The organism is Pseudomonas sp. Z18(2022) (assembly GCF_036346535.1).
Lineage (GTDB): Bacteria > Pseudomonadota > Gammaproteobacteria > Pseudomonadales > Pseudomonadaceae > Aquipseudomonas > Aquipseudomonas yamanorum_A.
The window spans coordinates 145,900-170,222 of sequence record NZ_JAOTOA010000013.1 but is presented as its reverse complement, the minus strand read 5'-3'; the positions used below and the strand labels follow the sequence as shown (position 1 = coordinate 170,222).

At 61.7% G+C, this 24,323-nt stretch carries 24 protein-coding genes; 17 read left to right on the top strand and 7 right to left on the bottom strand.

The genetic code is table 11. The annotated features are described in order from the left end of the window. Positions 1-70: 70 nt before the first annotated feature. Entirely contained in the window at positions 71-2,215 is a 2,145-nt protein-coding gene (gene dinG / locus V3W39_RS23280; protein WP_008432096.1) for an ATP-dependent DNA helicase DinG, read from the bottom strand. Between the two features lie 99 nt (positions 2,216-2,314). On the opposite strand from dinG, the gene V3W39_RS23275 reads away from it, so the two are divergent. After that, positions 2,315-2,779, top strand: coding sequence for a CopD family protein (locus V3W39_RS23275; RefSeq protein ID WP_177047287.1), 465 nt, complete (start codon positions 2,315-2,317; stop codon positions 2,777-2,779). Between the two features lie 103 nt (positions 2,780-2,882). Here V3W39_RS23275 and V3W39_RS23270 read toward each other — a convergent pair whose 3' ends face one another. The 3 genes from V3W39_RS23270 to V3W39_RS23260 all read right to left on the bottom strand — a co-directional run bounded on the left by V3W39_RS23270 (position 2,883) and on the right by V3W39_RS23260 (position 4,752). After that, positions 2,883-3,641 carry a collagen-like protein gene (locus V3W39_RS23270; protein WP_177047285.1) on the bottom strand — a complete coding sequence of 253 codons (759 nt, stop codon included), beginning with the start codon at positions 3,639-3,641 and terminating at the stop codon, positions 2,883-2,885. Then, positions 3,634-3,927, bottom strand: a complete 294-nt coding sequence (locus tag V3W39_RS23265) for a DUF1145 domain-containing protein (RefSeq protein ID WP_177047283.1) — start codon at positions 3,925-3,927, stop codon at positions 3,634-3,636. Before V3W39_RS23265 ends, V3W39_RS23270 begins: the two co-directional genes overlap by 8 nt. A gap of 129 nt (positions 3,928-4,056) precedes the next feature. Next, entirely contained in the window at positions 4,057-4,752 is a 696-nt protein-coding gene (locus V3W39_RS23260; protein ID WP_010176713.1) for an OmpA family protein, read from the bottom strand. 180 nt (positions 4,753-4,932) lie between these two features. Here V3W39_RS23260 and V3W39_RS23255 point away from each other — a divergent pair, with 180 nt between their 5' ends. From V3W39_RS23255 to V3W39_RS23240, 4 genes are all read left to right on the top strand, one after another. Then, positions 4,933-5,430 carry a DUF6231 family protein gene (locus tag V3W39_RS23255; RefSeq protein ID WP_177047281.1) on the top strand — a complete coding sequence of 166 codons (498 nt, stop codon included), beginning with the start codon at positions 4,933-4,935 and terminating at the stop codon, positions 5,428-5,430. A 4-nt stretch (positions 5,431-5,434) separates the two neighbouring features. Continuing rightward, the gene (locus V3W39_RS23250; RefSeq protein ID WP_330213395.1) at positions 5,435-5,905 is read left to right on the top strand and encodes a YchJ family protein; all 471 of its coding nucleotides are present in this window, start codon (positions 5,435-5,437) and stop codon (positions 5,903-5,905) included. A gap of 61 nt (positions 5,906-5,966) precedes the next feature. Beyond that, positions 5,967-6,467 carry an LEA type 2 family protein gene (locus V3W39_RS23245; RefSeq protein WP_177079662.1) on the top strand — a complete coding sequence of 167 codons (501 nt, stop codon included), beginning with the start codon at positions 5,967-5,969 and terminating at the stop codon, positions 6,465-6,467. Continuing rightward, the gene (locus V3W39_RS23240; RefSeq protein WP_003213695.1) at positions 6,464-6,664 is read left to right on the top strand and encodes an SEC-C metal-binding domain-containing protein; all 201 of its coding nucleotides are present in this window, start codon (positions 6,464-6,466) and stop codon (positions 6,662-6,664) included. The genes V3W39_RS23245 and V3W39_RS23240 overlap by 4 nt, the downstream gene beginning before the upstream one ends. Positions 6,665-6,899: 235 nt before the next feature. Here V3W39_RS23240 and V3W39_RS23235 read toward each other — a convergent pair whose 3' ends face one another. Both V3W39_RS23235 and V3W39_RS23230 read right to left on the bottom strand, forming a co-directional pair. Further along, a complete protein-coding gene (locus V3W39_RS23235) occupies positions 6,900-8,291 on the bottom strand; it encodes an ATP-binding protein (RefSeq protein ID WP_177042073.1) in 1,392 nt (463 codons plus the stop codon). Beyond that, positions 8,288-8,998, bottom strand: a complete 711-nt coding sequence (locus V3W39_RS23230; protein ID WP_003213692.1) for a response regulator — start codon at positions 8,996-8,998, stop codon at positions 8,288-8,290. The genes V3W39_RS23235 and V3W39_RS23230 overlap by 4 nt, the downstream gene beginning before the upstream one ends. Positions 8,999-9,194: 196 nt before the next feature. Between V3W39_RS23230 and V3W39_RS23225 the strand changes: the two genes are divergently transcribed. The 5 genes from V3W39_RS23225 to V3W39_RS23210 all read left to right on the top strand — a co-directional run bounded on the left by V3W39_RS23225 (position 9,195) and on the right by V3W39_RS23210 (position 14,799). Then, entirely contained in the window at positions 9,195-11,576 is a 2,382-nt protein-coding gene (locus tag V3W39_RS23225; protein ID WP_330213394.1) for a TonB-dependent receptor, read from the top strand. A 20-nt stretch (positions 11,577-11,596) separates the two neighbouring features. Then, on the top strand, positions 11,597-11,650 hold the full coding sequence (locus V3W39_RS33850; RefSeq protein WP_177042103.1) for a hypothetical protein: 54 nt from the start codon (positions 11,597-11,599) through the stop codon (positions 11,648-11,650). A 28-nt stretch (positions 11,651-11,678) separates the two neighbouring features. Then, positions 11,679-12,794, top strand: coding sequence for an ABC transporter substrate-binding protein (locus V3W39_RS23220; RefSeq protein WP_177042070.1), 1,116 nt, complete (start codon positions 11,679-11,681; stop codon positions 12,792-12,794). Positions 12,795-12,955: 161 nt separating this feature from the next. Beyond that, a complete protein-coding gene (locus V3W39_RS23215; RefSeq protein WP_177042069.1) occupies positions 12,956-14,014 on the top strand; it encodes a FecCD family ABC transporter permease in 1,059 nt (352 codons plus the stop codon). Further along, positions 14,011-14,799, top strand: coding sequence for an ABC transporter ATP-binding protein (locus V3W39_RS23210; RefSeq protein WP_330213393.1), 789 nt, complete (start codon positions 14,011-14,013; stop codon positions 14,797-14,799). The genes V3W39_RS23215 and V3W39_RS23210 overlap by 4 nt, the downstream gene beginning before the upstream one ends. 99 nt (positions 14,800-14,898) lie before the next feature. Here the strand turns inward: V3W39_RS23210 and V3W39_RS23205 are convergent, their stop codons facing one another. Beyond that, positions 14,899-15,468 (bottom strand): cysteine hydrolase family protein, encoded by a 570-nt coding sequence (locus tag V3W39_RS23205; RefSeq protein WP_330213392.1) that lies wholly within the window; start codon positions 15,466-15,468, stop codon positions 14,899-14,901. A 96-nt stretch (positions 15,469-15,564) separates the two neighbouring features. Here V3W39_RS23205 and V3W39_RS23200 point away from each other — a divergent pair, with 96 nt between their 5' ends. From V3W39_RS23200 to V3W39_RS23170, 7 genes are all read left to right on the top strand, one after another. Then, the gene (locus V3W39_RS23200; RefSeq protein WP_330213391.1) at positions 15,565-16,209 is read left to right on the top strand and encodes a glutathione binding-like protein; all 645 of its coding nucleotides are present in this window, start codon (positions 15,565-15,567) and stop codon (positions 16,207-16,209) included. 228 nt (positions 16,210-16,437) lie between these two features. Beyond that, positions 16,438-18,879: a penicillin acylase family protein gene (locus tag V3W39_RS23195; protein WP_177115750.1), complete on the top strand. Its 2,442-nt coding sequence runs from the start codon at positions 16,438-16,440 to the stop codon at positions 18,877-18,879. A gap of 194 nt (positions 18,880-19,073) precedes the next feature. Next, positions 19,074-20,078 carry a ligase-associated DNA damage response exonuclease gene (locus V3W39_RS23190; protein ID WP_330213390.1) on the top strand — a complete coding sequence of 335 codons (1,005 nt, stop codon included), beginning with the start codon at positions 19,074-19,076 and terminating at the stop codon, positions 20,076-20,078. Further along, a complete protein-coding gene (locus V3W39_RS23185) occupies positions 20,075-21,709 on the top strand; it encodes an ATP-dependent DNA ligase (RefSeq protein ID WP_330213389.1) in 1,635 nt (544 codons plus the stop codon). Before V3W39_RS23190 ends, V3W39_RS23185 begins: the two co-directional genes overlap by 4 nt. Positions 21,710-22,046: 337 nt before the next feature. Continuing rightward, on the top strand, positions 22,047-22,826 hold the full coding sequence (locus tag V3W39_RS23180) for a transporter substrate-binding domain-containing protein (RefSeq protein ID WP_003213667.1): 780 nt from the start codon (positions 22,047-22,049) through the stop codon (positions 22,824-22,826). 57 nt (positions 22,827-22,883) lie between these two features. Continuing rightward, entirely contained in the window at positions 22,884-23,612 is a 729-nt protein-coding gene (locus V3W39_RS23175; protein ID WP_010176728.1) for an ABC transporter permease, read from the top strand. After that, positions 23,609-24,319, top strand: coding sequence for an ABC transporter permease (locus tag V3W39_RS23170; protein ID WP_076016567.1), 711 nt, complete (start codon positions 23,609-23,611; stop codon positions 24,317-24,319). The genes V3W39_RS23175 and V3W39_RS23170 overlap by 4 nt, the downstream gene beginning before the upstream one ends. Positions 24,320-24,323 lie beyond the last annotated feature (4 nt).

The following is a 24,323-nucleotide window of genomic DNA, read 5'->3' as shown; positions in this document are numbered from 1 at the left end:
GGTGACTGGCCTGATGACGTGAAGCAATGGTGAGATAGACCACGAAGTGGGCGATTTCGCCCACCGAGTCTTAAGAAATTTCCCGCCGAAACGGCGGCAAAGCATTCAGGATAGCTTTGCCGTAGCGCTGGGTGACCAGGCGCCGGTCAAGCAAGGTGATGGTGCCGCGATCTTCTTCGGTACGCAGCAGGCGTCCGCAGGCCTGGACCAGCTTCAGGGAAGCGTCCGGCACCGAGATTTCCATGAACGGATTGCCGCCCCGGGCCTCGATCCACTCGGCCAGCGCGGCCTCCACCGGATCATCCGGCACCGAGAACGGGATCTTGGCGATCACCACGTGTTCACAGTAGGCGCCCGGCAAATCCACACCCTCGGCAAAACTCGCCAGGCCGAACAGCACGCTGGAATCGCCGCCATCCACCCGCGCCTTGTGCTTGTTCAGGGTTTCCTGTTTCGACAGGTTGCCCTGGATAAACACCTGCTTGCGCCAGTCACGGTCGAGGCCGTCGAACACGTCCTGCATCTGTTTGCGGGACGAGAACAGCACCAGAGTGCCCCGGGAGCCTTCCACCAGCGACGGCAGGTCGCGGATGATCGCCGCCGTGTGGGCCGGCGCATCCCGTGGGTCGGCCTTGAGGTCCGGCACCCGCAGCACACCGGCGTCGGCATGATGGAACGGGCTCGGCACCACGGCGGTGACGGCCTTTTTCGGCAACCCGGCGCGCATGCGGAAGCGGTCGAAGGTGCCGAGGGCCGTCAGCGTAGCCGAGGTGACCAGGGCGCCGTAGGCCACGTTCCACAGGTTACGCCGGAGCATTTCCGCCGCCAGGATCGGGCTGGCGTTGACCTCGATATCGAACAGCGCACCGCTTTCCGACAAGGTCAGCCAACGGGCCATGGGCGGGTTGTCTTCCGGGTCTTCGACGGTAAAGGCGGTCCACAACTCCCAGTTGCCCTGGGAGCGGGACAGCAGGCTGCCAAACAGCGGGTACCACTCTTCGGCCTGGTTGCTGGCGATGCCGATGTTGACCTCGCCGTCCATGCCTTCCTTGAGCAGGTCGGTGAGGCGGGTGAACAGGTCGGTCAGGCGCGAAAAGCCCTTCTTCAGCTCGACACCCATCTCGCGCATGTGCTCGGGAATCAGCCCGCCGACGAAACGATGACGCGGCCGCTCGCGGCCTTCCACGTCTTCGCCGGGTTTGAAGTCTGCCACCTGTTCGCAGGCGCTGAACATGAATTGCTGCTGGGTCTTGATTTCCCGCGCCAGCTCCGGCACCTGCTCGATCAACTTGCCCAGGTCGCCCGGCAACGGATGCTGGGCGAGCAACTTGGTGAGGTTCTTGGCAGTGGTTTCCAGCCAGTCGGCGGTAGAGCGCAGACGCGTGTAGTGGGCAAAGTGGCCGATGGCCTTGTCGGGCAGGTGATGGCCTTCGTCGAACACGTAGAGTGTGTCGCGCGGGTCGGGCAATACGGCGCCGCCGCCGAGGGCCAGATCGGCGAGGACCATGTCATGGTTGGTGACAATAACGTCGACCTTGCCCATGCCTTCGCGGGCCTTGTAGAAGGCGCACTGGCCGAAGTTGGGGCAATGACGGTTGGTGCACTGGCTGTGATCGGTGGTCAGGCGCGCCCAGTCGGCGTCTTCCAGGGCGTTGGGCCAACTGTCGCGGTCGCCGTCCCATTTATTGCCCGCCAGTTTCTCGATCATGCTGGTAAACAGCTTCTGACTGACCTCATCGACTTCGATCTTGAAGCCTTCTTCTTCGAACAGCGAGGCCGTAGCGGTTTGCGCGTGGCCTTCCTGCAACAAGACGTCGAGCTTGGACAGGCACATGTAGCGCCCACGGCCCTTGGCCAGGGCGAAGGTGAAATTCAGGCCGCTGTTGCGCATCAGGTCGGGCAGGTCTTTGTAGACAATCTGCTCTTGCAGGGCGACGGTGGCGGTGGCAATCACCAGGCGTTTGCCGGCCGCCTTGGCGGTAGGGATCGCCGCCAGGCTGTAAGCCACGGTTTTCCCGGTACCGGTGCCGGCCTCGACGGCCACCACCGCAGGGTCGCCACTGCGCCGGCCTTCGTCGTCGGTGTCGATATCCCCGAGGACCTTGGCTACTTCGGCGATCATCAGGCGCTGGCCGTACCGCGGTTTCAAGCTCTTGGCTTCGAGAAAACGCGAGTAGGCGCCCTGGATCGTGGTTTTGAGTTCAGTGCTGATCATGGATAGTCGGGCGCAAAAAACGCTGGATAAATTTTCAGTGGTTCGGATCGGCCGCTATCATACCCCGCTAATTAATCCCGCGCAGAACGGAGTACCTCAATGACCGTGTTTAGCCTTGCTTATACCCTGCATGTACTGGCCGCCCTGATCTGGGTCGGCGGTATGTTTTTCGCCTGGATGATCCTGCGCCCCGCCGCCATGGCCGCGCTGGACGGACCTGCCCGGCTGAAACTCTGGGTAAATGTGTTTCAACGTTTTTTTGTGTGGGTCTGGGTCGCGGTGCTGGTCTTGCCGATCAGCGGTGTCGGCCTGCTGCAACTGCGCTTCAACGGGTTCGAGACTGCGCCGCGTTATGTGCAGATCATGATGGGTTTGTATGTGGTGATGACGGCGCTGTTTATCCGGATCCAGGCGTTGAAGCTGCCGGAGTTGCGCACGGCGGTGGCGGCTGAGGATTGGCCGGCCGGGGCGGCGGCGTTGGGGCAGATTCGTAAGCTGGTGGGGATTAACTTGATTGTGGGGTTGGTGCTGGTGGCGATTGCTTCGGCTCGGCCGATGTTCTGAGGCGTCCTTTCGGGCCTCATCGCGGGCAAGCCCGGCTCCCACATTTGGAAAGCATTTCCCTGTGGGAGCCGGGCTTGCCCGCGATGAGGCCGGTACTGGCGACTTACAATCTCTGGACGGTCACAGCACCCGCAGGCCCCGCTGGCCCCGGCTGGCCTTCCAACCCGGCCCGGCCCTTCTCGCCGCCATCGGCGCGGTACACCAGGCAACCCTTGGACTGCCCGCCCTTACCCGGCTTGCCCGCCGTGCCCGCCAAGCCACCGGCACCGCCGTCCACCCAAACCTTGATCTTTTCCCCCGGGAAGTCCTGCGGCAACTCGACCCGAACCTGCGCACCCGCCGCGCCCGGCAGCCCGTCGCCACCGTTGTCGCCATTGGCGCCGCGCCCGGCCGAGCCCCAGGTGCAACCCGGGTCTTCGCCGTTGGCACCGTCCAGCCCGGCATACCCTTGGGCACCGGCACCGCCACGGGCATCCACCGACAACTCATCCGCCGTCAGCGAGTTAATGCGCAAGATCAAATCGCGCCCAGCCTTGGCCGGACGTTCATGGGTACCTGGCGCACCCCGGGAGGTGATCTGGCTGCCATGCTCCAGCTGCGCCTGGCGCACCTGCAATTGCAGTGCGGTGCTGCCGGGCACAATGGCGATCCGCGCTTCGCGGCCAAGGTGCAGCTCATCCACCGTTACCTGGGTGATATTGGCAGGAATCAGCAAGGTGCCGTAATCCGCCACATCCAGCCGCTCCAGCTGCAAAACGCCGCTGCTGTTGGGCAGGCGCATCAACGAGTTGGTCTCGACGCTGACGCTCTGGGCCAGGGCAATGGGGCTGACCAACAGGGCCAACAGAAAAACCTTACGCATGATTGGCCTCCTTGTTTACATCATTAGCCGGTGTCGGCGTCGAAAAGCTCTGCACATGGAACATACCCACCAGCAGGATCTGCAAGCGGTCACGCCAGGGATGGGCACGGTTTTTCACACTGCCGTTGAACAACAGCAATTCAAGAAGATGGGTCAACAACAACAGGCTGCCGGCCAGACTGACCAACAGGTGGAACGGGTTGATCAGCGGCGAAAACAGATTGACCACCACCACGACCCAGAACAGCAACGTCAAAAACTTCCCCAGCCCCCAAAACACCTTCATCCCGCACGCTCCCCTTGCACATTATTCTTTGGGCGCACAGTAACGACTTCTACAGGCGTTGTGCCAGTGAAGGTTAAAAAAATTGATGAAGGGCCCCCTGTGGGATCCCACAGGGGGCTTGAGGGTGTGTCAGCGGTTGATCTGGATTTCCACGCGGCGGTTTAGCGCGCGGCCGTCAGCGGTTTTGTTATCCGCCACCGGATGGCTTTCACCGGCGCCGGTCACCGAGACAAAACTGCTGCGCGGGATGCCGGAACTGACCAGGTAGTCGGTCACCGAATGAGCGCGTCGTTCAGAGAGTTTTTGGTTGTAGGCGTCTTTACCGACGCTGTCTGTGTGCCCGCTGACCCGCAGTTGCGCGCTGGGGGCCTCTTTTTTCAGACGGGTCGCGATGGTGTCGAGCTTGGTTTTGTCAGCGGCGGTCAGCTTGGCCGAGTCGAACTCGAAGTGCACGTCACGAATCACGATGGTTTCTTCCTTGACCACCACGACTTCTTCTTGAACCACCGCTACCGGCACGGGTGGGCAGCCATTGGCATCGACCTGCACCCCTTTTGGCGTGCCTGGGCACTTGTCGCGACTGTCCGGCACACCGTCGCCGTCTTCGTCACCATCGCCATGCACCCAGCAATAGGCGCCAGCCATGCCGCCGATCAGCAACGCGCCATAGCCCGCATAGGCTGAGCTTTCGGTGGCGCCAATGGCAGCACCCGTCACACCGCCTACTGCGGCACACGTGGGCCAGTCGGTTTTTTGCAAGCCTGCGCAACCTGTCAATACTCCGGTTAGCAGAACCAAGGGTAGAGCTGTCCGCATGATGCTCATCTGACTTTCTCCTGAGGGGATCGGCGGGGGCCGACGAGTGGAGTAAAGACGGCTCTTTTCATCTGCGCCAGCGTGTCACACCCCTGTATTCATTGGGCCGGGCTGTTTATTCTCGCCGCCCGCTCTAGGCCCGCACGCTCAGGCAGGCTAGTCTCTACGGTCCTGATGTGAGGATCTTCGATGACCGCCGGTATTTCTGCCCGTACACCCCAGCAAGCGCTCGCCGCGCTGCTTGATCTACACGCGCCCAAACGCCTGCTTTTATTGGGTGCCAGCCAGTTCCCGGCGCTGGATGCGTTCAAGGAGGCACACCCGGATACCGTGGTGTCCTTTGCCGAGCCCGGCGCCTTGCCCGCCGACCTCGCGGCCCAGCGTTTCGACCTGGCGCTGGTGGTCGACTGCCTGGAACACCTGTCAAAACCTGCGGGCCTGACCCTGCTCGGCGGCATCCGCAACCTCAATGCCAGCCGCATTGCAGTGCTGGTGGACCTGGCCGCCTGCCACTGGAAAGACACCGACTTCTTCTCCCTGGCCCTGCAAGCCAGCGAGCGTTTCCAGCGCGACGATCAGGTTTTGACGCTGTTTACCTATGATCTGCTTGACTATAAACAGGTGCCGGATTGGCTGAACGCCCGCTTCTGGGCCAATCCGCAAAACTTCGGAAAGTATTGGTGGTAACCCGATGAGTACATCCATTTGCCCTTGCGGCAGCGGCAACCTGCTGGATGCCTGCTGCGGCCACTATCACGCTGGCCACCCGGCGCCCTGCGCCGAAGCCTTGATGCGCTCGCGCTACAGCGCCTATGTGCTGGGCCTGGTGGACTACCTGGTGGCAACCACCCTGCCTGCGCAACAAGCCGGGCTGGACACGACTGCCATCGGTGCCTGGAGCGCCCAAAGCACCTGGCTGGGCCTGACGGTGGAAAGCTCCGAGGTGTTCGGCGGCCAGCCGGAACATGCATTCGTGACCTTTACCGCCCGCTGGCACGACAGCACTGGCGAACACAGCCACCGCGAGCGCTCATCGTTCGTACAGAACAATGAACACTGGTACTTCATCGACCCGACGGTGGAGGTTAAGACCGGACGCAATGACGCCTGCCTGTGCGGAAGCGGGCAGAAATTCAAGAAGTGCTGTTCCAGCTACCTCTGACATTCATTGATACCCAGTAAGCTCACGCTTGCTATGCTGACTCTTCATACGGAGTAACGGCATGGTTTCTCAGGCGCGGGTATTCAGGACTTACAGCCTTCTGCTGGCATTGATGCTAGGGCTTTCCGGCTGCGCGTCCTGGTTCGCCGATGATGCCCCCACCCCCGAGGTGCGCCTGGTGAAGGTTGACCCCGTGCGGGTCAAATTGCTGGAGCAGAAGTTCAAGTTGTACTTTCGCGTGGATAACCGCGACGACAACGATTTGACCGTGCGCGGCCTGGTGTACAAGGTCAGCCTGGGCACGATGGTGCTGACCGAAGGCGAGTCCAACGAATGGCTGACCGTGCCGCCCCACAGCCACGCTTTCTTCCGGGTTTCGGTGCGTACCAACCTGTGGCCACAAATCCGCGATGTGGTCGATATGTTGAAAAATCCACGGGAGCCCGTGCCCTATCGTCTTGAAGGCGAGTTGAAAACCGGTTTATTTATCGGGAACGACGTGCAGGTGCTGCGCAATGGCGAGATAATCCCCGGCGATTTTATTCCGGAGCGACATCGATGACTCAGCAACCCCATGTCCATGGTCCTGACTGCAACCACGATCACGATCACCATGATCACGACCACGGCCATGTCCACGGCCCGAACTGCGGCCACGCTCACCAGGAGCCGGTGCGCAACACCTTGAAGGACGTGGGTCGTAATGATCCTTGCCCGTGCGGCAGCGAGAAGAAATTCAAGAAGTGCCACGGGGCTTGATGCCTGTGCGATAAGCACCTTTTTGTGATGAGGGACTTGTTGTGGCAAAGGGGCTTGCTGTGGCGAGGGAGCTTGCTCCCGCTGGGCTGCGCAGCGGCCCCAAAAAAAGCGGGAGCGCTGCGCACTCCAGCGGGAGCAAGCTCCCTCGCCACAGCAAGCCCCCTTACCACAACAAGCTCCCTCACCACAGCAAGCTCCCTCTCCACATTATCTCCCTGCCCCACAAAATCCTGACTCAGCCTTGAGCCTTGCGCTGAAACTGCAACACCACCTCCAATCCCCCACCCTCCCGATTGCTCAAGCTCAACCGCCCGTCATGGGCACTGGCAATCGTATGCGCGATGCTCAACCCCAGCCCGTAGCCGCCGGTTTCCACATTGCGTGAGCCTTCCACCCGGTAAAACGGCTCCATCACCTGTTCCAGCTGTTCCTGGGGAATCCCTGGCCCACGGTCGCTGATCACAATCTTCAAGCTGTCGGCCTTGTCCTCAACCCTCACCACCACCTCGCACCCATAACGCACCGCATTTTCCAGCAGGTTCTGCACACAACGCTTGAGGCTGCGGGCATACCCCGGCAGCGGCTGTTTGGCCCGCCCTTCTATCGTCACCGTCTCACCCACATCCTGAAGGTCCGCCTGCAAGCTTTGCAGCAAGGCGTTGATGTCGATGTTCTGGCGTTTCTCGTTGATTTCGCCGCTGCTGACAAAATCCAGGGTGCTGGACACCATGTGCTCCATTTCTTCCAGGTCGCTGCGAAAACGCTCCTTGGTGCGGTTGTCGTCGAGCATCTCCGTACGTAAGCGCAGGCGTGTGATGGGCGAGCGCAGGTCGTGGGAAATCGCCGCAAGGAACCGCGTACGTTCGGCAATATTGGCGATCAGCCGTTGTTGCATGGCGTTGAACGCCTGGGCGGCGCGGCGTACTTCGGTGGGGCCATCGACGGCCAGCGGTGGCCGTTGAATATCCCGGCCCAGCGCTTCAGCCGCCTTGGCCAACGCATTCAGCGGGCGAATGGCTAGACGAACAGCCACCAGGGCGATGATCACCAGCACCACGACCCGCAGCAAATAAATACGCATCACATAGTCGAACAACAGGTCCATCGGCGAGGTACTGGTCCAGCCCTGCTCCTCGGTGGCCTCCACCTGTAACCAGCGCCCGTCCGGCAATCGCAGGTCAATCAGGAACTGCCCCACCACCGGTTTGGAGCCGAGCAAGGTCGAAAGCCCCGCGTGCTGGCCTTCGGCGTCCAGCAACTTGAGGCTCAACAAATGCAGGTTCTGCGTATAGCCGGTCTTTTCCGAGAGCACTTTATTCAGCAGGCGCTCTGTGGACTGGTCGCTGTCGCTGATGCGGCTCGGCACATCACTGGCCTGATCACTGAGCGTCAGGCGAAAACGCGGTGTATCGAGCAGCTTGATCAGTACATCAGCCTGTGCCGGATCGCTGTGCACCAGCCGCACCACGTCCGCCAGCCGTGTGGCGATCAGCCGGCTGGGGATTTCCAGCACCTGGCCGTGGCGCATGTCGTACCAGATGCTGCTGGTGAGCGCCTGGGCCGCGAGCATGCCGCTGACCAGGATCAGCACCAGCCGGCCAAACAGCGAACGCGGCAGCAGTTTCACGATTGCAGCGCCACGTCGTCGGCGGTGAGCATGTAGCCCTCGTTGCGCACGGTCTTGATCAGCCCGGCCGGCAATTGCGAACGCAGGCGGCTGACGCACACATCAATCGAGCGGTCGAACGGCGTGCTGTCCTTGTCGAACACATGGTTGAGCAAAAAGTCGCGACTCAGCGGCCGGTTGGGGTGTTGCAACAGCAGGCGCAACACCCGGTAATCGGAGTTGCCGAGGCTCACCACCACGCCTTCGGGCGAGAGCAATTGCCGCGCCCGGGTGTCCAGTTGCCAGCCGGCGAAGCTGATGCTCGGCGCTTCATCCAGCCGCGCCCGGTCCGGAAAACTCTGCACCCGGCGCAGCACCACCTTGATCCGCACCAGCAACTCCCGTGGGTCGAACGGCTTGGGCAAGTAATCGTCGGCGCCGATTTCCAGGCCGACGATCCGGTCGATCAGCGTGCCCTTGGCGGTGAGCATGATCACCGGCGTGTTGGAGCTCACCCGCAATTCGCGGCACAGACTCAGGCCGTCTTCGCCGGGCAGCATCAGGTCCAGCACGATCAGGTCGATGACATTCAGCGCCAGGCGGCGGCGCATTTCCTTGCCGTCGCCAGCGGTGGACACCTGGAAGCCGGCATCACTCAGGTAGTCGCACAACAGCTGGCGGATTTGCGGGTCGTCATCGACGATCAACAAGTGGTCTTGCTTGGCCATGGGGCAATTCGTCCGAAACTCAAAAGGCAGGAGATAGCCGAAACGTCAGCCAGGCGTGCACGCAAATGTAATGGAATGTTGTGGAAAGCGGTAATCGCGCATCCCCATTACAAAGCCACGGCATGCCGGCCGGTATCGGTCTTTAGACTAACGAATCTAAATGAGATTAATTGTAATTTAGCCTAGGTCACTCTGAATGCCATTGCCTTCCCCTCGCGTTCTGTCGCGCCAATCTACCCTTGCGCCGATGTTCGGCCTGCTTGCCGCCGGCAGCCTTCCACCCACTGCCTGGGCCGATACGCCGGTGGCGGCGTCCCAGGATTCGGTGCTGAGCCTGCCGGAAATCAAGATCGATGGCGAAGCCACTTCGGCTTTCAAGGTTGACCGGGTGACCTCGGCAAAAATCAGCCAGCCACTGCTGGACGCCCCGCAAAGCGTGACCATTGTCCCGCAGCAAGTGCTCAAGGAGCAGAACGCGCAAACCTTGCAGGAAGTGTTGCGCAACGTGCCGGGCATCACCTTCATGTCCGGCGAAGGCAACCTGGGCTGGGGTGACCTGTTTTCGATTCGCGGGTTTTCTTCGGAGCAGAGCCTGACCGTCGACGGCGTGCGCGATGCCGGCCAATCGACCCGCACCGACACCTTCAACCTGCAACAGGCGGAAGTGTTCAAGGGCACCGGCTCGATCGAATCCGGCGTGTCGGCTGTAGGCGGCAGCGTCAACCTGGTGAGTAAAGAGGCGCACCTGGGAGACGCCAACAAGCTCTCCGCCGGCATCGGCACCGACAGCTACCGCCGCCTCACCGGCGATTTCAACAAGCAGTTGAACGACACCACCGCCCTGCGCATCAACCTGATGAAACACTACAACCAGGTGGCCGAGCGCGACGACGTGGACTACGACCGCTGGGGCATCGCGACCTCCCTCGGCTTCGGCCTGGGCACCGACACACGCCTGTTTATCGACACCTTTTACCAGAAGGACGACAACACCCCGGACGGCGGCGTGCCGATCCAGCGCGGCACCGACGGTGACCGCATGCCCGGCGTGAAGCGTTCGAACTGGTACGGCGATTCGCACCTGTACACCCAGCAGACCAAAACCACCTCGCTGACCACCCGTTTCGAACATGATTTCGACTGGAACGAAGCGACCCTGAAAAACCAGACCAAGTGGGAGCGCACCGACAACTTTGCCGTGCTCTCACCCGCGCGCTTCTTTGCCGCCAACGCCAATGGCCAGAAAACCTGCACCGGCCCGCGCTGTGCGACCTTGGGCTACACCGGCGTAGGACCGATCAGCCAAGTGCCCGGCAGCACGGTGAATGCCTACCCGGGATACGCCAACAGCGGTAACACCGCCTACGGCATTCTGCGGGGCAGCGACTTCGGCCAGTCGACGCGCTACACCATTCTCGACAACCAGACCGACTTCGCCTTCAAGCTCAACACCGGCGGCCTGGAACACGCAGTGGTCAGCGGGCTTGAGTTCTATCACGAGACCTACGGCGGCCTGAAACGCAACGCCGAGGTGCCGGCCGGCGATCTGTTCTTCGACATGAACGACCCGAACCACAGCTTTGCCAGCACCACCGTGACCAAGGGCGAAGGCCAGCCGCGCTCGGTGATCGACAACGCCGGTATCTACCTCGGTGACACCATCACCCTCAATGAACAGTGGCAAGTGCTCGGCTCCCTGCGCTACGACAACTGGCAGGCCAAGACCACCCAGCGTGGCCAGGCGTCCGTCGACAGCACCGACGGTGCCGTGAGCGGACGTGTCGGCGCGGTGTACAAGCCTTTGCCTAACGGCAGCATCTACGTGTCCTACAGCGAAGCGGCACAACCGTCGGCCCTGGGCGCGTCCACCAACAACCAGATCTACGGCGCGGCCAGCACCAGCAACTACACCCCGGCCAAGTCGAAAACCTACGAAATCGGCACCAAGTGGGACATTGCCCACGACCTGCTGAACGTCACCGCGGCGATCTTCCGCACCGAACTGGACAACTCCTGGGAATACCAGGACGGCGAAACCGCACCGGTCCGCGCCCTCCCGGCCAAACGCGTAGACGGCGTGGAGCTTGGCCTGCAAGGCAATATCAACCCGCGCTGGACGGTGTACAGCGGGTTCTCGGCGCTCAAAAGCACCCAGACCAAGGGCGCCAACAAGGGCGAGGAAGCCAAGAACGTTCCCGACCTGACCGCCAACCTGTGGACCACCTACGCCGTCACCGACGACCTGAGCCTGAGCTACGGCGCGCAGTACGTAGGACGCCGCCGCTACAGCGACAATAAATACGTCGGCGGTTTGAACAACAACAGCAGCTACGCCAACGGCCCGTCCGGCGTCTACGCGATCTACACCCGCGACCACGAAAAGGCCCCGGGCTACTGGCTCAACAACGTGGCTGCGCAATACAAGGTGACCAAACAAACCACGGTCAACCTCAACCTCAACAACGTATTTAACAAGTTCTACTACAGCCAGATCGGCTCGTCCCTGGACGGCTTCCAGCTCTACGGCATCCCGGGCGCCGGGCGCACGCTCACGGCCAGCGTCGACTATGAGTTTTAAGCCGGCCCCCGAGGCGAACGCTGCAACCGAGCGGCGCCTATCACAACCTTTTGCGGCGCTGGAGCGATGTCTGATGCGCCGCCTTCACCTGGAGTTCTCGCCATGCTGAAACCCCGCAACTTCCTCAAGCTGGGCGCGCTGTTTGCCGTGCTGATCCTGGGGCACGCCGAAACGGCCGCCGCCCATGAAGTCACCGACGTGCTGGGCCGCCAGGTCAACGTGCCGGACCACGTGCAACGTGTGGTGCTCGGCGAAGGCCGTTTGATTTCCGCCTTCGCCTTGCTGGACAAGGACGCGCCGTTCCAACGAATTGTCGGCTGGCAGAATGATTTGAAGCTGCTGGACGCCCACACCTACAACGCCTACGTGGCGAAATTTCCGACGGTAAAAGACATCCCGCTGATTGGTCAGGCGTCGGAGCAAAGTGTCAGCGCCGAGGAAATTCTCTCGCTGAAACCCGACCTCGCCGTGTTCAGCATTTCCGGCCACGGCCCCACCGAACACAGCCCGGTGGCGGATGTGTTGGCCAAGGCGGGAATCGCCGTGTTGTTCGTCGACTTTCGCATCAACCCGGTGCAAGGCACTCACACCAGCATGACGGCCCTGGGCCAGGCCCTTGGCCGGGAAACCCAGGCCAAGGCGTTCCTCGACTTTTATGACCAGCACATCAAGGTGATCACCGACGCCGTCGCCACCTTGCCGGCCGGGCCGCGCCCGAGTGTGTTCCTGGAATTGCTGGCCGGTGCCTGGCAGGCGCCGGGGCACACCACCGGCAAGAGCGGCATGGGTGAAGTGATCAAGCTGGTGGGCGGGCGCAACATCGCCGCCGATGTGGTGCCGGGGGCGCTGGGGGACATCAGTGTCGAATACGCACTGAAGGCCGACCCGGATGTGTACGTGGCCACCGGTAATCACAAGCCTGGGTTGATTCTTGGCGCGGGCGTGAGCAACGAAGACGCACGCGCCGCGTTTGACAGCGTGCTGGCACGCCCGGAATTTGTGAACCTTCGGGCGATTCGCGAGGGCAATTCCCACGGCCTGTGGCATGACTTCTACAACTCGCCGTACAACCTGCTGGCGATTGAAGCGCTGGCCAAGTGGGTGCATCCGGAACTGTTCGCCAAGCTGGACCCCAAGGCGACCATGGAAGCGATAAACCAGCAGTTCCTCGGCATGCCGTTGCAGGGTGCTTACTGGATTGATGGCAAGGCCAAGTAACTAAGGCTCACAACCCATTCCCTGCCTGGACACGGTTCCTGTGGGAGCTGGCTTGCCTGCGATAGCGGTGTTGGATTCACCATCGCCATCGCAGGCAAGCCAGCTCCCACACTGACCGAGTACCTGCAGGGATTTTCGTCGTTTTCAAGGCTGCGAATCCAATGACCACTCAAACCCTCGACCTCGCCGCCGCCAGCCAGGGCTATCGCCGCCTGCTCGCGCGCCGTTGCTGGCTGCTGGCCCTGCTGGGAGGCGCGCTGGTTTGCGCGATCCTCGTGGACCTGGCCAGCGGCCCGTCGGGCATGGGCCTTGGCGCCCTGCTCGATGGTTTGCTGCACCCGGCGCACTTGAGCGCCACCGACCAGGTGATTATCTGGAACGTGCGCCTGCCCTACGCGCTGATGGCAGTGTTGGTGGGCTGCGCGCTGTCCCTGGCGGGTGCCGAGATGCAGGCGATCCTGAACAACCCGTTGGCCAGTCCGTTCACTCTGGGGGTTTCTTCGGCCGCGGCATTGGGCGCGTCCCTGGTGATTGTGTTTCCAGTGACGACGCTGTGGGTGTCGGCCAATACGGCGATTTCCATTTCGGCGTTTGTGTTCGCTGCCGCCTCGGTATTTTTGCTGCAAGCCATGTCGCGCCTGCGGGGTGCCGGGGTGGAAAGCCTGGTGCTGTTCGGCATCGCCCTGGTCTTCAGTTGCAACGCGGTGGTCGCGCTGTTGCAACTGGTCGCCACCGAGGACGTGCTGCAACAACTGGTGTTCTGGACCTTGGGCAGCGTGACCCGAGCCAACTGGGACAAGCTCGGCATCCTCGCGTTTGTGGTCGCCGTGGTCATGCCCTTTTCCTTCGCCGCCGCCCCGCGCCTGACCCTGCTGCGCATGGGCGAAGACCGCGCGCAAAGCTTTGGTGTCGACGTGAAACGCCTGCGGTTTTTCTCGTTGTTGCGCATCAGCCTGCTGTCGGCCACCGCCGTGGCGTTTGTGGGAACCATCGGATTTATCGGTCTGGTGGGTCCGCATATCGCGCGGATCCTGGTGGGTGAAGACCAGCGCTTCCTGCTGCCGGCCAGCGCCCTTGTCGGCGCTTTGCTGCTGTCGCTGTCGTCCATCGCCAGCAAGCTGATCATGCCCGGCGTGATTGTGCCGGTGGGCATCGTCACCGCACTGGTGGGCGTGCCGATTTTCGTGTTGCTGGTGTTCAAGCGTGGGAGACAGTTATGAGCAGCGGGTTGTCGATTCAGAACGCCCACGTCAGTTATGGACGGCGCCAGATCGTGCACGACCTGAGTTTGCCGACCCTGGCCCATGGCAGCCTGACCGCGCTGATCGGGCCGAACGGTGCGGGCAAGTCGACGTTGTTGCGGGCCATAGCCGGCCTGGAAAAGATGCAGGGCGTCGTAAGACTGGGTGACCTGGACCTGACGAAAATGTCGGTTGGCGAGCGCGCCCGGCGCGTGACCTACATGCCGCAGAACCTTCCGCCAGGGTTGAGCCTGAGCGTGATGGAAAGTGTGATCGCCGCGTTACGGGTGGCGAACCTCGATGGCATTCCGCTTTCAAGCGACGCGTGCATGCGCGAGGCGTTCGATGCGTTGCAAAGGATTGGCATCGCTCATCTGGCGGACCAGCTGTTGAGTACGTTATCCGGCGGCCAGCGGCAACTGGTCAGCCTGGCGCAACTGATTGCGCGCCGCCCGCAGGTGATGCTGCTGGATGAACCCACCAGTGCGCTGGACTTGAACTACCAGTTGAAGGTCATGGATTGCGTACGTGACCTGGTGCGGGAGCACAACCTGATTGCAGTGGTGGTGCTGCACGACATCAACCTCGCAGCGCGCTACGCCGACCATATCGCGGTGCTGCGACAGGGCCGGCTGTATGCCAGTGGCGCGGCGGATGAGGTGCTGGATGCGGCGCTGTTTGCCGAAGTCTATGGCGTGCGGGTACGCATCGAGCGGTGCTCACAGCAGACGTTGCAGGTGTTGGTGGATGGTGCCGTGGCTTAAACCCCGCCGTAGCAGCTGTCGAGCTTCAGCGAGGCTGCGTCGGGCGCGACGCGGTGCAGTGCCTGGCCTGGAAACGGCGGTGCGGCCAACGCAGCCTCGCTAAGGCTCGACAGCTGCTACGGGGAGGAGGGTTTCAGAGGAAATGACGGTGGCGTACTCACCGTGCAGGTTGCCCAACGACATGGCGTGCACCGTCTCGGCCGAATGCATCTGACCGAAAAAGTCGGCCTTGTCGAAGGTGTAGCAGGCATCTTCTATAACCCACGTCTCAAACCCCAGGTTACCGGCAGTGCGGGCCGTGGCCTCCACCGAGTTATGGGTGGCCACGCCCACCAGCACCATTTGCTGAATCCCCGCCTCACGCAAATTCGCTTCCAGCCCCGTGCCACAAAACGCATCCGGCACCCGCTTCTGGATCAACTGCTCGCCCGCCTGGGGAACAAACGCGTCCTGAAACTCCACCCCCGCCTGTTCCGGCCAGAACACCGACTCCGGCGAATGCGACAAATGCTGCACATGAATCACCGGCCAGCCTTGCCGCCGCCAATGCCCCAGCAACGCCAGCATACGTTCCTCCGCCTGCGGGTTATTACGCCGCCCCAGCCTGGGATGGTGAATGCCTTTTTGCTGATCAATCAGCACCAACACCGCACCCGCACGGATTTCCATATCGATAGACCCAAATGTTTCATTGAATTTTCGTCACCCTAACATTACCTATACCTACAGGCATTCGCTCAAGCGTCACCACCCTTGGAGAGCTTCATGATCGACCTGTATTACTGGACCACCCCCAACGGTCACAAAGTGTCGTTGTTCCTGGAAGAAGCCGGTCTGCCTTACGAGGTGCACCCGATCAACATCGGCCAGGGCGACCAGTTCAAGCCCGACTTCCTGAAAATCGCCCCCAACAACCGCATCCCGGCCATCGTCGACCAGAACCCGACGGACGGCGGCGCACCGATTTCCCTGTTCGAATCCGGCGCGATCCTGCTGTACCTCGCGGAAAAAACCGGCCAGTTCATTCCCCAGGACCTGCGCGGTCGTCAGGAAGCATTGCAATGGCTGTTCTGGCAAATGGGTGGCCTGGGCCCGATGGCCGGGCAGAATCATCACTTCAGCCAGTTCGCCCCGGAGAAGATCCCCTACGCGATCAAACGCTATGTGGATGAGACCGCCCGCTTGTATGGCGTGCTGGACCGCCGCCTGGCCGACCGCAAGTTTGTGGCCGGCGAGGAATACAGCATTGCCGACATGGCGATCTACCCGTGGATCGTTTCCCACAAGTGGCAGAGCCAGAAGCTGGAAGACTTCCCACACGTAGAACGCTGGTTCAATCACATCAAGCAACGCCCTGCTACGGTGCGTGCTTATGAGCTGGTGCAGAAGGTCAATCCACCGAAATCCTGACCCAAAGGTGCGTTTCACGCTCTGTGGGAGCTGGCTTGCCTGCGATTGCATCACCCTGGTGAATCAGACACACCAAGGTGCCAGCATCGCAGGCAAGCCAGCTCCCACAGGATTTTGTGCTGATCCATAAATCTATCTACAAATAAGCATCGCCTCCCGCTTGCGTCGTTTCGCCGCGCTCACTAACGTAGCGCCTTTACTGACGCTACCCCCCGCAGGAGCTTTGCCATGGCCTCGCCAGCCCTCTCACATTTTCTTCCCCGGTTCGGCGTTGCCGCGGCAATTGCCAGTGCCTTGGGCCTGGCCGGTTGCCAGTTACAGAGCACCCAAGACACCCTGCCTCCGGTTTCCGGCGTGCAGCCCATCAAGGGCCTCGCGCAGAACGTTTCCGTGCGCCGCAACAGCCAGGGCATCCCGCTGATTGAAAGCAGCACGTTCCATGACGCGTTGTTCACCCTGGGCTATGTGCACGCCAGCGACCGCATCACCCAGATGGTCACCCTGCGCCTGCTGGCCCAGGGCCGCCTGGCGGAAATGTCCGGGCCGGATGTGCTGGATGTCGACCGTTTCATGCGGGCGGTCAACCTGCGCAAGAGCGCCGGCGAGCTGTATAACGCCTCGTCGCCGCGCCTCAAGCGCTTCTTTGAAGTGTATGCGCGCGGGGTCAACGCCTACCTGTTCCGCTACCGCGACAAGCTGCCGCCAGACCTCGCCCAGAGCGGCTACAAGCCCGAATACTGGAAGCCGGAAGATTCGGCGCTGCTGTTCTGCCTGCTGAATTTCAGCGAGTCGACCAACTTGCAGGAAGAGTTGTCGTCGCTGGTGCTGGCGCAAAAAGTCGGCGCCGACAAACTCGCCTGGCTGACCCCAAGCTACCCGGATGAACCGTTGCCGGTGGCCGAGTCCGACAAGCTCAAGGGCATCAACCTGGGCCAGATCCCGGGTCTCGCCGCGCTGACCAGCCTCAGCGAACACCTCGGCACCCTGAACACCCTGGGCACGTCCAGTTCCAGCAACTGGGCGATCGGCCCGCAGCGCAGCCGCAGCAACAAGAGCCTGCTGGCCAATGACCTGTCGACCTCGATGCAGGCGCCATCGCTGTGGAACTACGTACAGATCCGCTCGCCGAAATACCAGGCCGCCGGTGTGTCGATCGCCGGCTTGCCAACCCTGCTTTCCGGGTTCAACGGCAAGGTGGCCTGGAGCATGAGCCAGGTCGCGGGCGATACCCAGGATGTGTTCCTGGAGAAGGTCAAGCGCCAGGGCAACGCGCTGTACTACGAGAACAACGGCAAATGGCTGCCGGCCATCGTGCGTAACGAAACCTACTTCGCCAAGGGCCAGCGGCCGATTCGCGAAGCGGTGTACGAAACCCGCCACGGGCCATTGCTCAACAGCGCCCAGTCGCTGAACAGCGGCTACGGACTGGCCTTGCAGACCGCCGACTTCAAGGACGACAAGAGCCTGGACGCGTTCTTCGACCTGTCCCGTGCGCAAACCGCCGGTAAAGCGTCTGACGCCACCCGGGAAATTCGCGCAATTGCCTTGAACATGGTCTTCGCCGACGCCAGCAGCATCGGCTGGCAAGTCACCGGGCGCTTCCCCAACCGCCGTGAAGGCGAAGGCCTGGTGCCGTCGCCGGGCTGGGACGGACGTTTCGACTGGGACGGTTATGCCGACGCGATGCTGCACCCTTACGATCAGGACCCGACCCAGGGTTGGATCGGCACTGCCAACCAGCGCACCATTCCACGCGGCTACGGCATGCAACTGTCCAACTCGTGGGCCGCGCCGGAACGTGCCGAACGCATCGCGCAGCTGGCGGGCAGCGGCAAGCATGACAGCCGTAGCATGATCGCCATGCAGTACGACCAGACCACCACGTTTGCCGCCAAGCTCAAGAGCATGTTCCAGGCGCCGGGCATGGCCCAGCCGCTGAAACAGGCGATCGATGGATTGCCGGTGGCCGAACAGGCCAAGGCGCGGGAAGCACTGGGCCGCCTGATGGCCTTTGATGGCCGCCTGGCAGCTACCTCAGCCGACGCGGCGATTTATGAGTTGTTCCTGCAGGAAAGCGCCAAGCAGATTTTCCTCGACGAACTCGGCCCGGAAAACAGCGCCACCTGGAAAGCCTTTATCGGCAACGCCAACCTGTCGTACTCGGCGGTGGCCGACCACCTGCTGGGGCGCGAAGACAGCCCGTTCTGGAATGACGCCCGCACCGGGCAGAAAACCGACAAGCCGGCGATCCTCGCCCGCAGCCTGGCTGCCGCGATTACCGCAGGCGACAGCGCATTGGGCGCCGATCACAAGGCCTGGCAGTGGGGCAAATTGCACAGCTACACCTGGAAGGACACCAGCGGCAAGACCATTCGCGGGCCACTGGCGGCGGGCGGCGATCACAATACGCTGAACAGCGCACCGTATAGCTGGGGCCAGAGTTTCGACACAACCCAGGTACCAGCGCTGCGGATGATTGTGGACTTCGGCCAGGCGGAACCGATGATGGGCCAGAGCGGCATCGGCCAATCCGGCAACCCGGCCAGCCCGAACTACGCCAACGGCATCGACCCGTGGCTGAAGGCGCAATACCTGAGCTTCCCGATGCAGCCGCAGAACTTTGACGGGGTGTATGGGAAGACGCGGTTGACGTTGGTGCCGGGCAAATAACCCGGTACCCCTGAAAAAACCCAATCTTTGTAGGAGCTGGCTTGCCAGCGATGGCTTCAACTCGGTCTGACTGCAAGACCGAGTCGCCAGCATCGCCGGCAAGCCAGCTCCTACAGTTGATTGCATGCATTCCGATAGAACTTCTCCACCCGCCCCCGCCTCATAATTAACAAGCCCACCTCCACGGCACGCCCATGGACCTTGTTATCGCCCGGCCCGAAGGCCTCTACTGCCCCGCCGGGGATTTCTACATCGACCCCTGGCGCCCGGTGGAGCGCTCGGTGATCACCCACGCCCACGGCGATCACGCCCGCACCGGCAATCAGCACTACCTGGCCGCCGCTCCCGGCGAAGGCATCCTGCGCTCGCGCCTGGGCCAGGACATCAACCTGCAAACCCTGGCGTACGGCGAAACCCTGCTCCATCACGGCGTCACCTTGAGTTTCCACCCCGCCGGCCACGTGCTCGGCTCCGCCCAGGTACGCCTCGAATACCAGGGCGAAATCTGGGTGGCCTCCGGCGACTATAAAGTCGAACCCGACGGCACCTGCGCGCCGTTCGAACCGGTGCGTTGCCATACCTTTATTACCGAGTCGACCTTCGGCCTGCCGATCTATCGCTGGCAGCCCCAGGCGCAGATTTTTGCCGGGATCAACGACTGGTGGCAGGCGAATATCGCCGCCGGCAAGGCCAGCGTGTTGTTCTGTTACTCCTTCGGCAAGGCCCAACGAATCCTCCACGGGATCGACGCCAGCATCGGCCCGATCCTCAGCCATGGCGCGGTAGAACCCCTTAACCGGGTGTACCGCGAAGCCGGCATCTACATCCCCGAAACCCTATACGCCGGTGATTTCAAAAAGACCGACCCCCTGCTGCGCCAAGCCCTGATCATCGCCCCGCCCTCGGCCGGCGGCAGCACCTGGATACGCCGTTTCGGCGACTACAGCGATGCCTTCGCCAGCGGCTGGATGCGCCTGCGCGGCACCCGGCGGCGGCGCGGGGTGGATCGCGGGTTTGTGCTTTCGGACCACGCCGACTGGCCCGGGCTGTTGTGGGCCATCGAGCAAACCGGCGCCGAGCGGGTGATGGTCACCCACGGTTCTGTGGGTGTGCTGGTCCGGCACCTGCGGGAAAAGGGCCTGGACGCCCAGGGATTCAGCACCGAATACGGCGATGACGAAGAGGAAGTCGCGTCATGAAAGCCTTCGCCGAGCTATACGCCAACCTCGACGCCACCACCTCCAGCAACGCCAAGCTCGCCGCCTTGCAGGCCTATTTTCTCCAGGCGCCCGCGGAAGACGCGGCGTGGGCGGTGTACTTTTTATCCGGCGGGCGGCCCCGGCAACTGGTGCCTACCCGACTGCTGCGGGACATGGCCACCGAAGCCGCCGGCATCGAGCCGTGGTTGTTCGAAGAGAGTTATCAGTCGGTAGGCGACCTGGCGGAAACCATTTCCCTGCTGCTACCGGAATCGCCCCACACCTCGGACGACGGCCTGGCGGTGTGGCTGGAAGAAAAACTCCTGCCCCTGCGTGGCCTGCCGCCCGAAGAACTGGCCGCACGCCTGCCCGCCTTGTGGACACAACTGGATCAACCGAGCCTGATGCTCTGTATCAAGCTGATCACCGGCAGCTTCCGGGTCGGCGTATCAAAACTGTTGGTGACCCGCGCCCTCGCCGCCATGGCCGGGCTGGACAGCAAGCGCGTGGCCCAGCGTCTGGTGGGCTACACCGACCTGTCCAACCGTCCGACGGCCGAAGGCTATTTAAAGCTGATTGCCGCCGAATCGTGCGACGAACATGCGCAACGTGGCGGGCAGCCGTATCCGTTTTTTCTCGCCCATGGCCTGGCGCTACCGGTGGAGCAATTCGATGCCTTGCTCGGTGCTCCCGCAGACTGGCAAGTGGAATGGAAGTGGGACGGCATCCGCGCGCAACTGGTCAAGCGCGAAGGTCGCTTGTGGATCTGGTCCAGGGGTGAAGAGCTGGTCACCGACCGCTTCCCCGAACTCCACGACCTGGAGCACCGCCTGCCAGATGGCACGGTGATCGACGGCGAAATCGTGGTGTGGAAGGAATCGGTACAGCCCTTCGCCCTGCTGCAACAGCGCATCGGCCGCAAAACCCTGAGCAAGAAAATCCTCGAAGACGCCCCGGTCGCGGTGCTGGCCTATGACCTGCTGGAACACCATGGTGAAGACTGGCGCAACCACACCCAGGCCGAACGCCGGGCGCAGCTGGAGCAGGTGATTGCCGATTGCGAGCAGCCCACGCTGCGGGCCTCGCCATTGCTGACCGCCGATAGCTGGCAAGCGTTGGCAGAGCAACGTGAAGCCTCCCGCAGCCTGGGCGTGGAAGGCATGATGCTCAAGGCCCGCGATGGCTTCTACGGCGTGGGTCGGACCAAGGACATGGGCGTGTGGTGGAAATGGAAAGTCGACCCGTTCAGTGTCGACGCGGTGCTGATCTATGCCCAGCGCGGTCATGGCCGGCGCGCCAGCCTGTACAGCGACTACACCTTCGCCGTGTGGGACGGCCCGCCCGGCAGCGAGCGCACGCTGGTGCCGTTCGCCAAGGCGTATTCGGGGCTGACCGATGAAGAAATGCGCAAGGTCGACGGGATTATCCGCAAGACCACCGTGGAAAAATTCGGCCCGGTGAGCAGTGTGACGCCCAGTCTGGTGTTTGAGTTGGGTTTCGAGGGGATTGCCCTGTCCAAGCGCCACAAGAGCGGGATTGCCGTGCGTTTCCCGAGGATGTTGCGGTGGCGCCAGGATAAGTCGGTCGAGGAAGCGGACAACCTGGCGACGTTGCAGGATTTACTCACCTGACACTTCTCTGAGGAACGCCACCGACCAATGTGGGAGCTGGCTTGCCTGCGATGCAGACGCCTCGGACTATCAGCTACACCGAGATGATGCTATCGCAGGCAAGCCAGCTCCCACACAAGTGCTCCATTTGAAATCTTCCAGCGCCTCAAAATAGTGCTCAGAATTATCTATGCCCATTTTCGGGCATTTCCTACTGGCACAACTTCTTAATCTCACCTTTTAAAACGACCATTCGGAACTATGGTGCAGAAATTGCTACTTGAGTCGGGTCTGACACCGTTCAGTAACAGTCCTAACCGCGCCACAAGCGCTTATCTTGGTTTCCAGGGATTACATAATGAAAAAAGCATTGCTGACCCTTTCTGCACTGGCTCTGTGCATGGCCGCCGGTTCCGCGCTGGCCAAGGAATACAAGGAATTGCGTTTTGGTGTCGATCCGTCCTACGCGCCGTTTGAGTCAAAAGCCGCTGACGGCAGCCTGGTGGGCTTCGATATCGACCTGGGCAATGCCATCTGTGCCGAGCTGAAGGTCAAGTGCAAATGGGTCGAAAGTGACTTCGACGGCATGATTCCAGGCCTCAACGCCAACAAGTTCGACGGCGTGATTTCCTCGATGACCGTGACCGAAGCCCGTGAAAAGGCGATCGACTTCTCCAACGAGCTGTTCTCCGGCCCGACTTCCCTGGTGTTCAAAAAAGGCGCGAACTACTCCACGCCTGAGTCCCTCAAGGGCAAGAGCGTTGGCTACGAGCAAGGCACCATCCAGGAAGCCTACGCCAAGGCCGTACTGGACAAGGCCGGTGTGACCACCAAGGCCTATGCCAACCAGGACCAGGTTTATGCTGACCTGACTTCCGGCCGTCTGGACGCTTCCGTACAAGACATGCTGCAAGCCGAACTGGGCTTTTTGAAGTCGCCAGCCGGTGCTGACTATGAAGTCAGCAAGGCCATCGACGACCCACTGCTGCCGTCCAAAACTGCGGTCGGTATCAAAAAAGGTAACAAAGACCTCAAGGCCTTGTTGGATAAAGGTATCAAAGCGTTACACGATGATGGCACCTACGCCACCATCCAGAAGAAACACTTTGGCGATCTGAACCTGTACAGCGGCAAATAATGCCTGGGGCGCCCTTCCTCTGGAGGGGCGCTTTTTTATCGCCATAGGTCCTGATTTATGTTCGAAGATCTGTTGCAAACCCTGGGCCTCAGCGCCTTTAGCTTGAAGGGTTTCGGCCCGCTGTTGCTGCAAGGCACCTGGATGACCATCAAGTTGTCGGTGTTCTCCCTGGCCGTCAGCGTGTTGCTGGGCTTGCTCGGCGCTACCGCCAAACTGTCCAGCCTGCCGTTCCTGCGGATTCCCGCGCAAATCTATACCACCTTGATTCGCGGCGTGCCCGACCTGGTGCTGATGCTGCTGATTTTCTACAGCCTGCAAATCTGGCTGACCGGCTTTACCGACTTTATGGAATGGGACTACATCGAGATCGACCCATTCAGCGCCGGGGTCATCACCCTGGGCTTTATCTACGGTGCCTATTTCACCGAGACCTTTCGCGGCGCGATCCTCGCCGTGCCCCGTGGCCAACTGGAGGCCGCCACGGCCTACGGGCTCACCCGTGGCCAGCGGTTTCGCTTCGTGACCTTCCCGCAGATGATGCGCTTCGCCCTGCCGGGCATCGGCAATAACTGGATGGTGATGCTCAAGGCCACGGCCCTGGTGTCGATCATTGGCCTGGCCGACCTGGTCAAGGCTGCCCAGGACGCCGGCAAGAGCACCTATCAGCTGTTCTATTTCCTGGTGATCGCCGCGTTTATCTACCTGTTGATCACCAGCGCCTCCAACTTCGTCCTGCGCCGCCTCGAGCGGCGCTACTCCGCAGGCTCACGGGAGGCAGTGCGATGATCGAACTGATCCAGCAATACTGGCGGCCCTTCCTTTATAGCGACGGCCAGCACATCACCGGCCTGGCCATGACCATGTGGCTGCTCAGCGCCTCTATCTTCATTGGCTTTCTGGTATCGATCCCGCTGTCCATCGCCCGGGTGTCGCGCAACCGCTGGGTGCGCTGGCCGGTGCAGTTCTACACCTACCTGTTTCGCGGCACGCCGCTGTATATCCAGTTGCTGATTTGCTACACCGGGATCTACAGCATCGCGGCGGTTCGAGCGCAGCCGGTGCTGGATGCGTTCTTTCGTGATGCGATGAACTGCACCCTCCTCGCCTTCGCCCTCAACACCTGCGCCTACACCACGGAGATTTTCGCCGGGGCGATCCGCAGCATGGCCCACGGCGAAGTGGAAGCGGCGAAAGCCTACGGCCTGAGCGGCTGGAAGCTGTATGCCTACGTGATCATGCCGTCGGCCCTGCGCCGCTCGTTGCCGTACTACAGTAATGAAGTGATCCTGATGCTGCACTCGACCACGGTGGCCTTCACCGCAACCATCCCGGATATTTTGAAAGTCGCCCGGGACGCCAACTCGGCCACTTACATGACGTTTCAATCATTCGGTATCGCTGCGCTGATCTACCTGACCGTGACCTTTGCCCTGGTGGGTCTGTTTCGTCTGGCGGAGCGCCGCTGGCTGGCCTTTCTCGGGCCCAGCCACTAAGGAG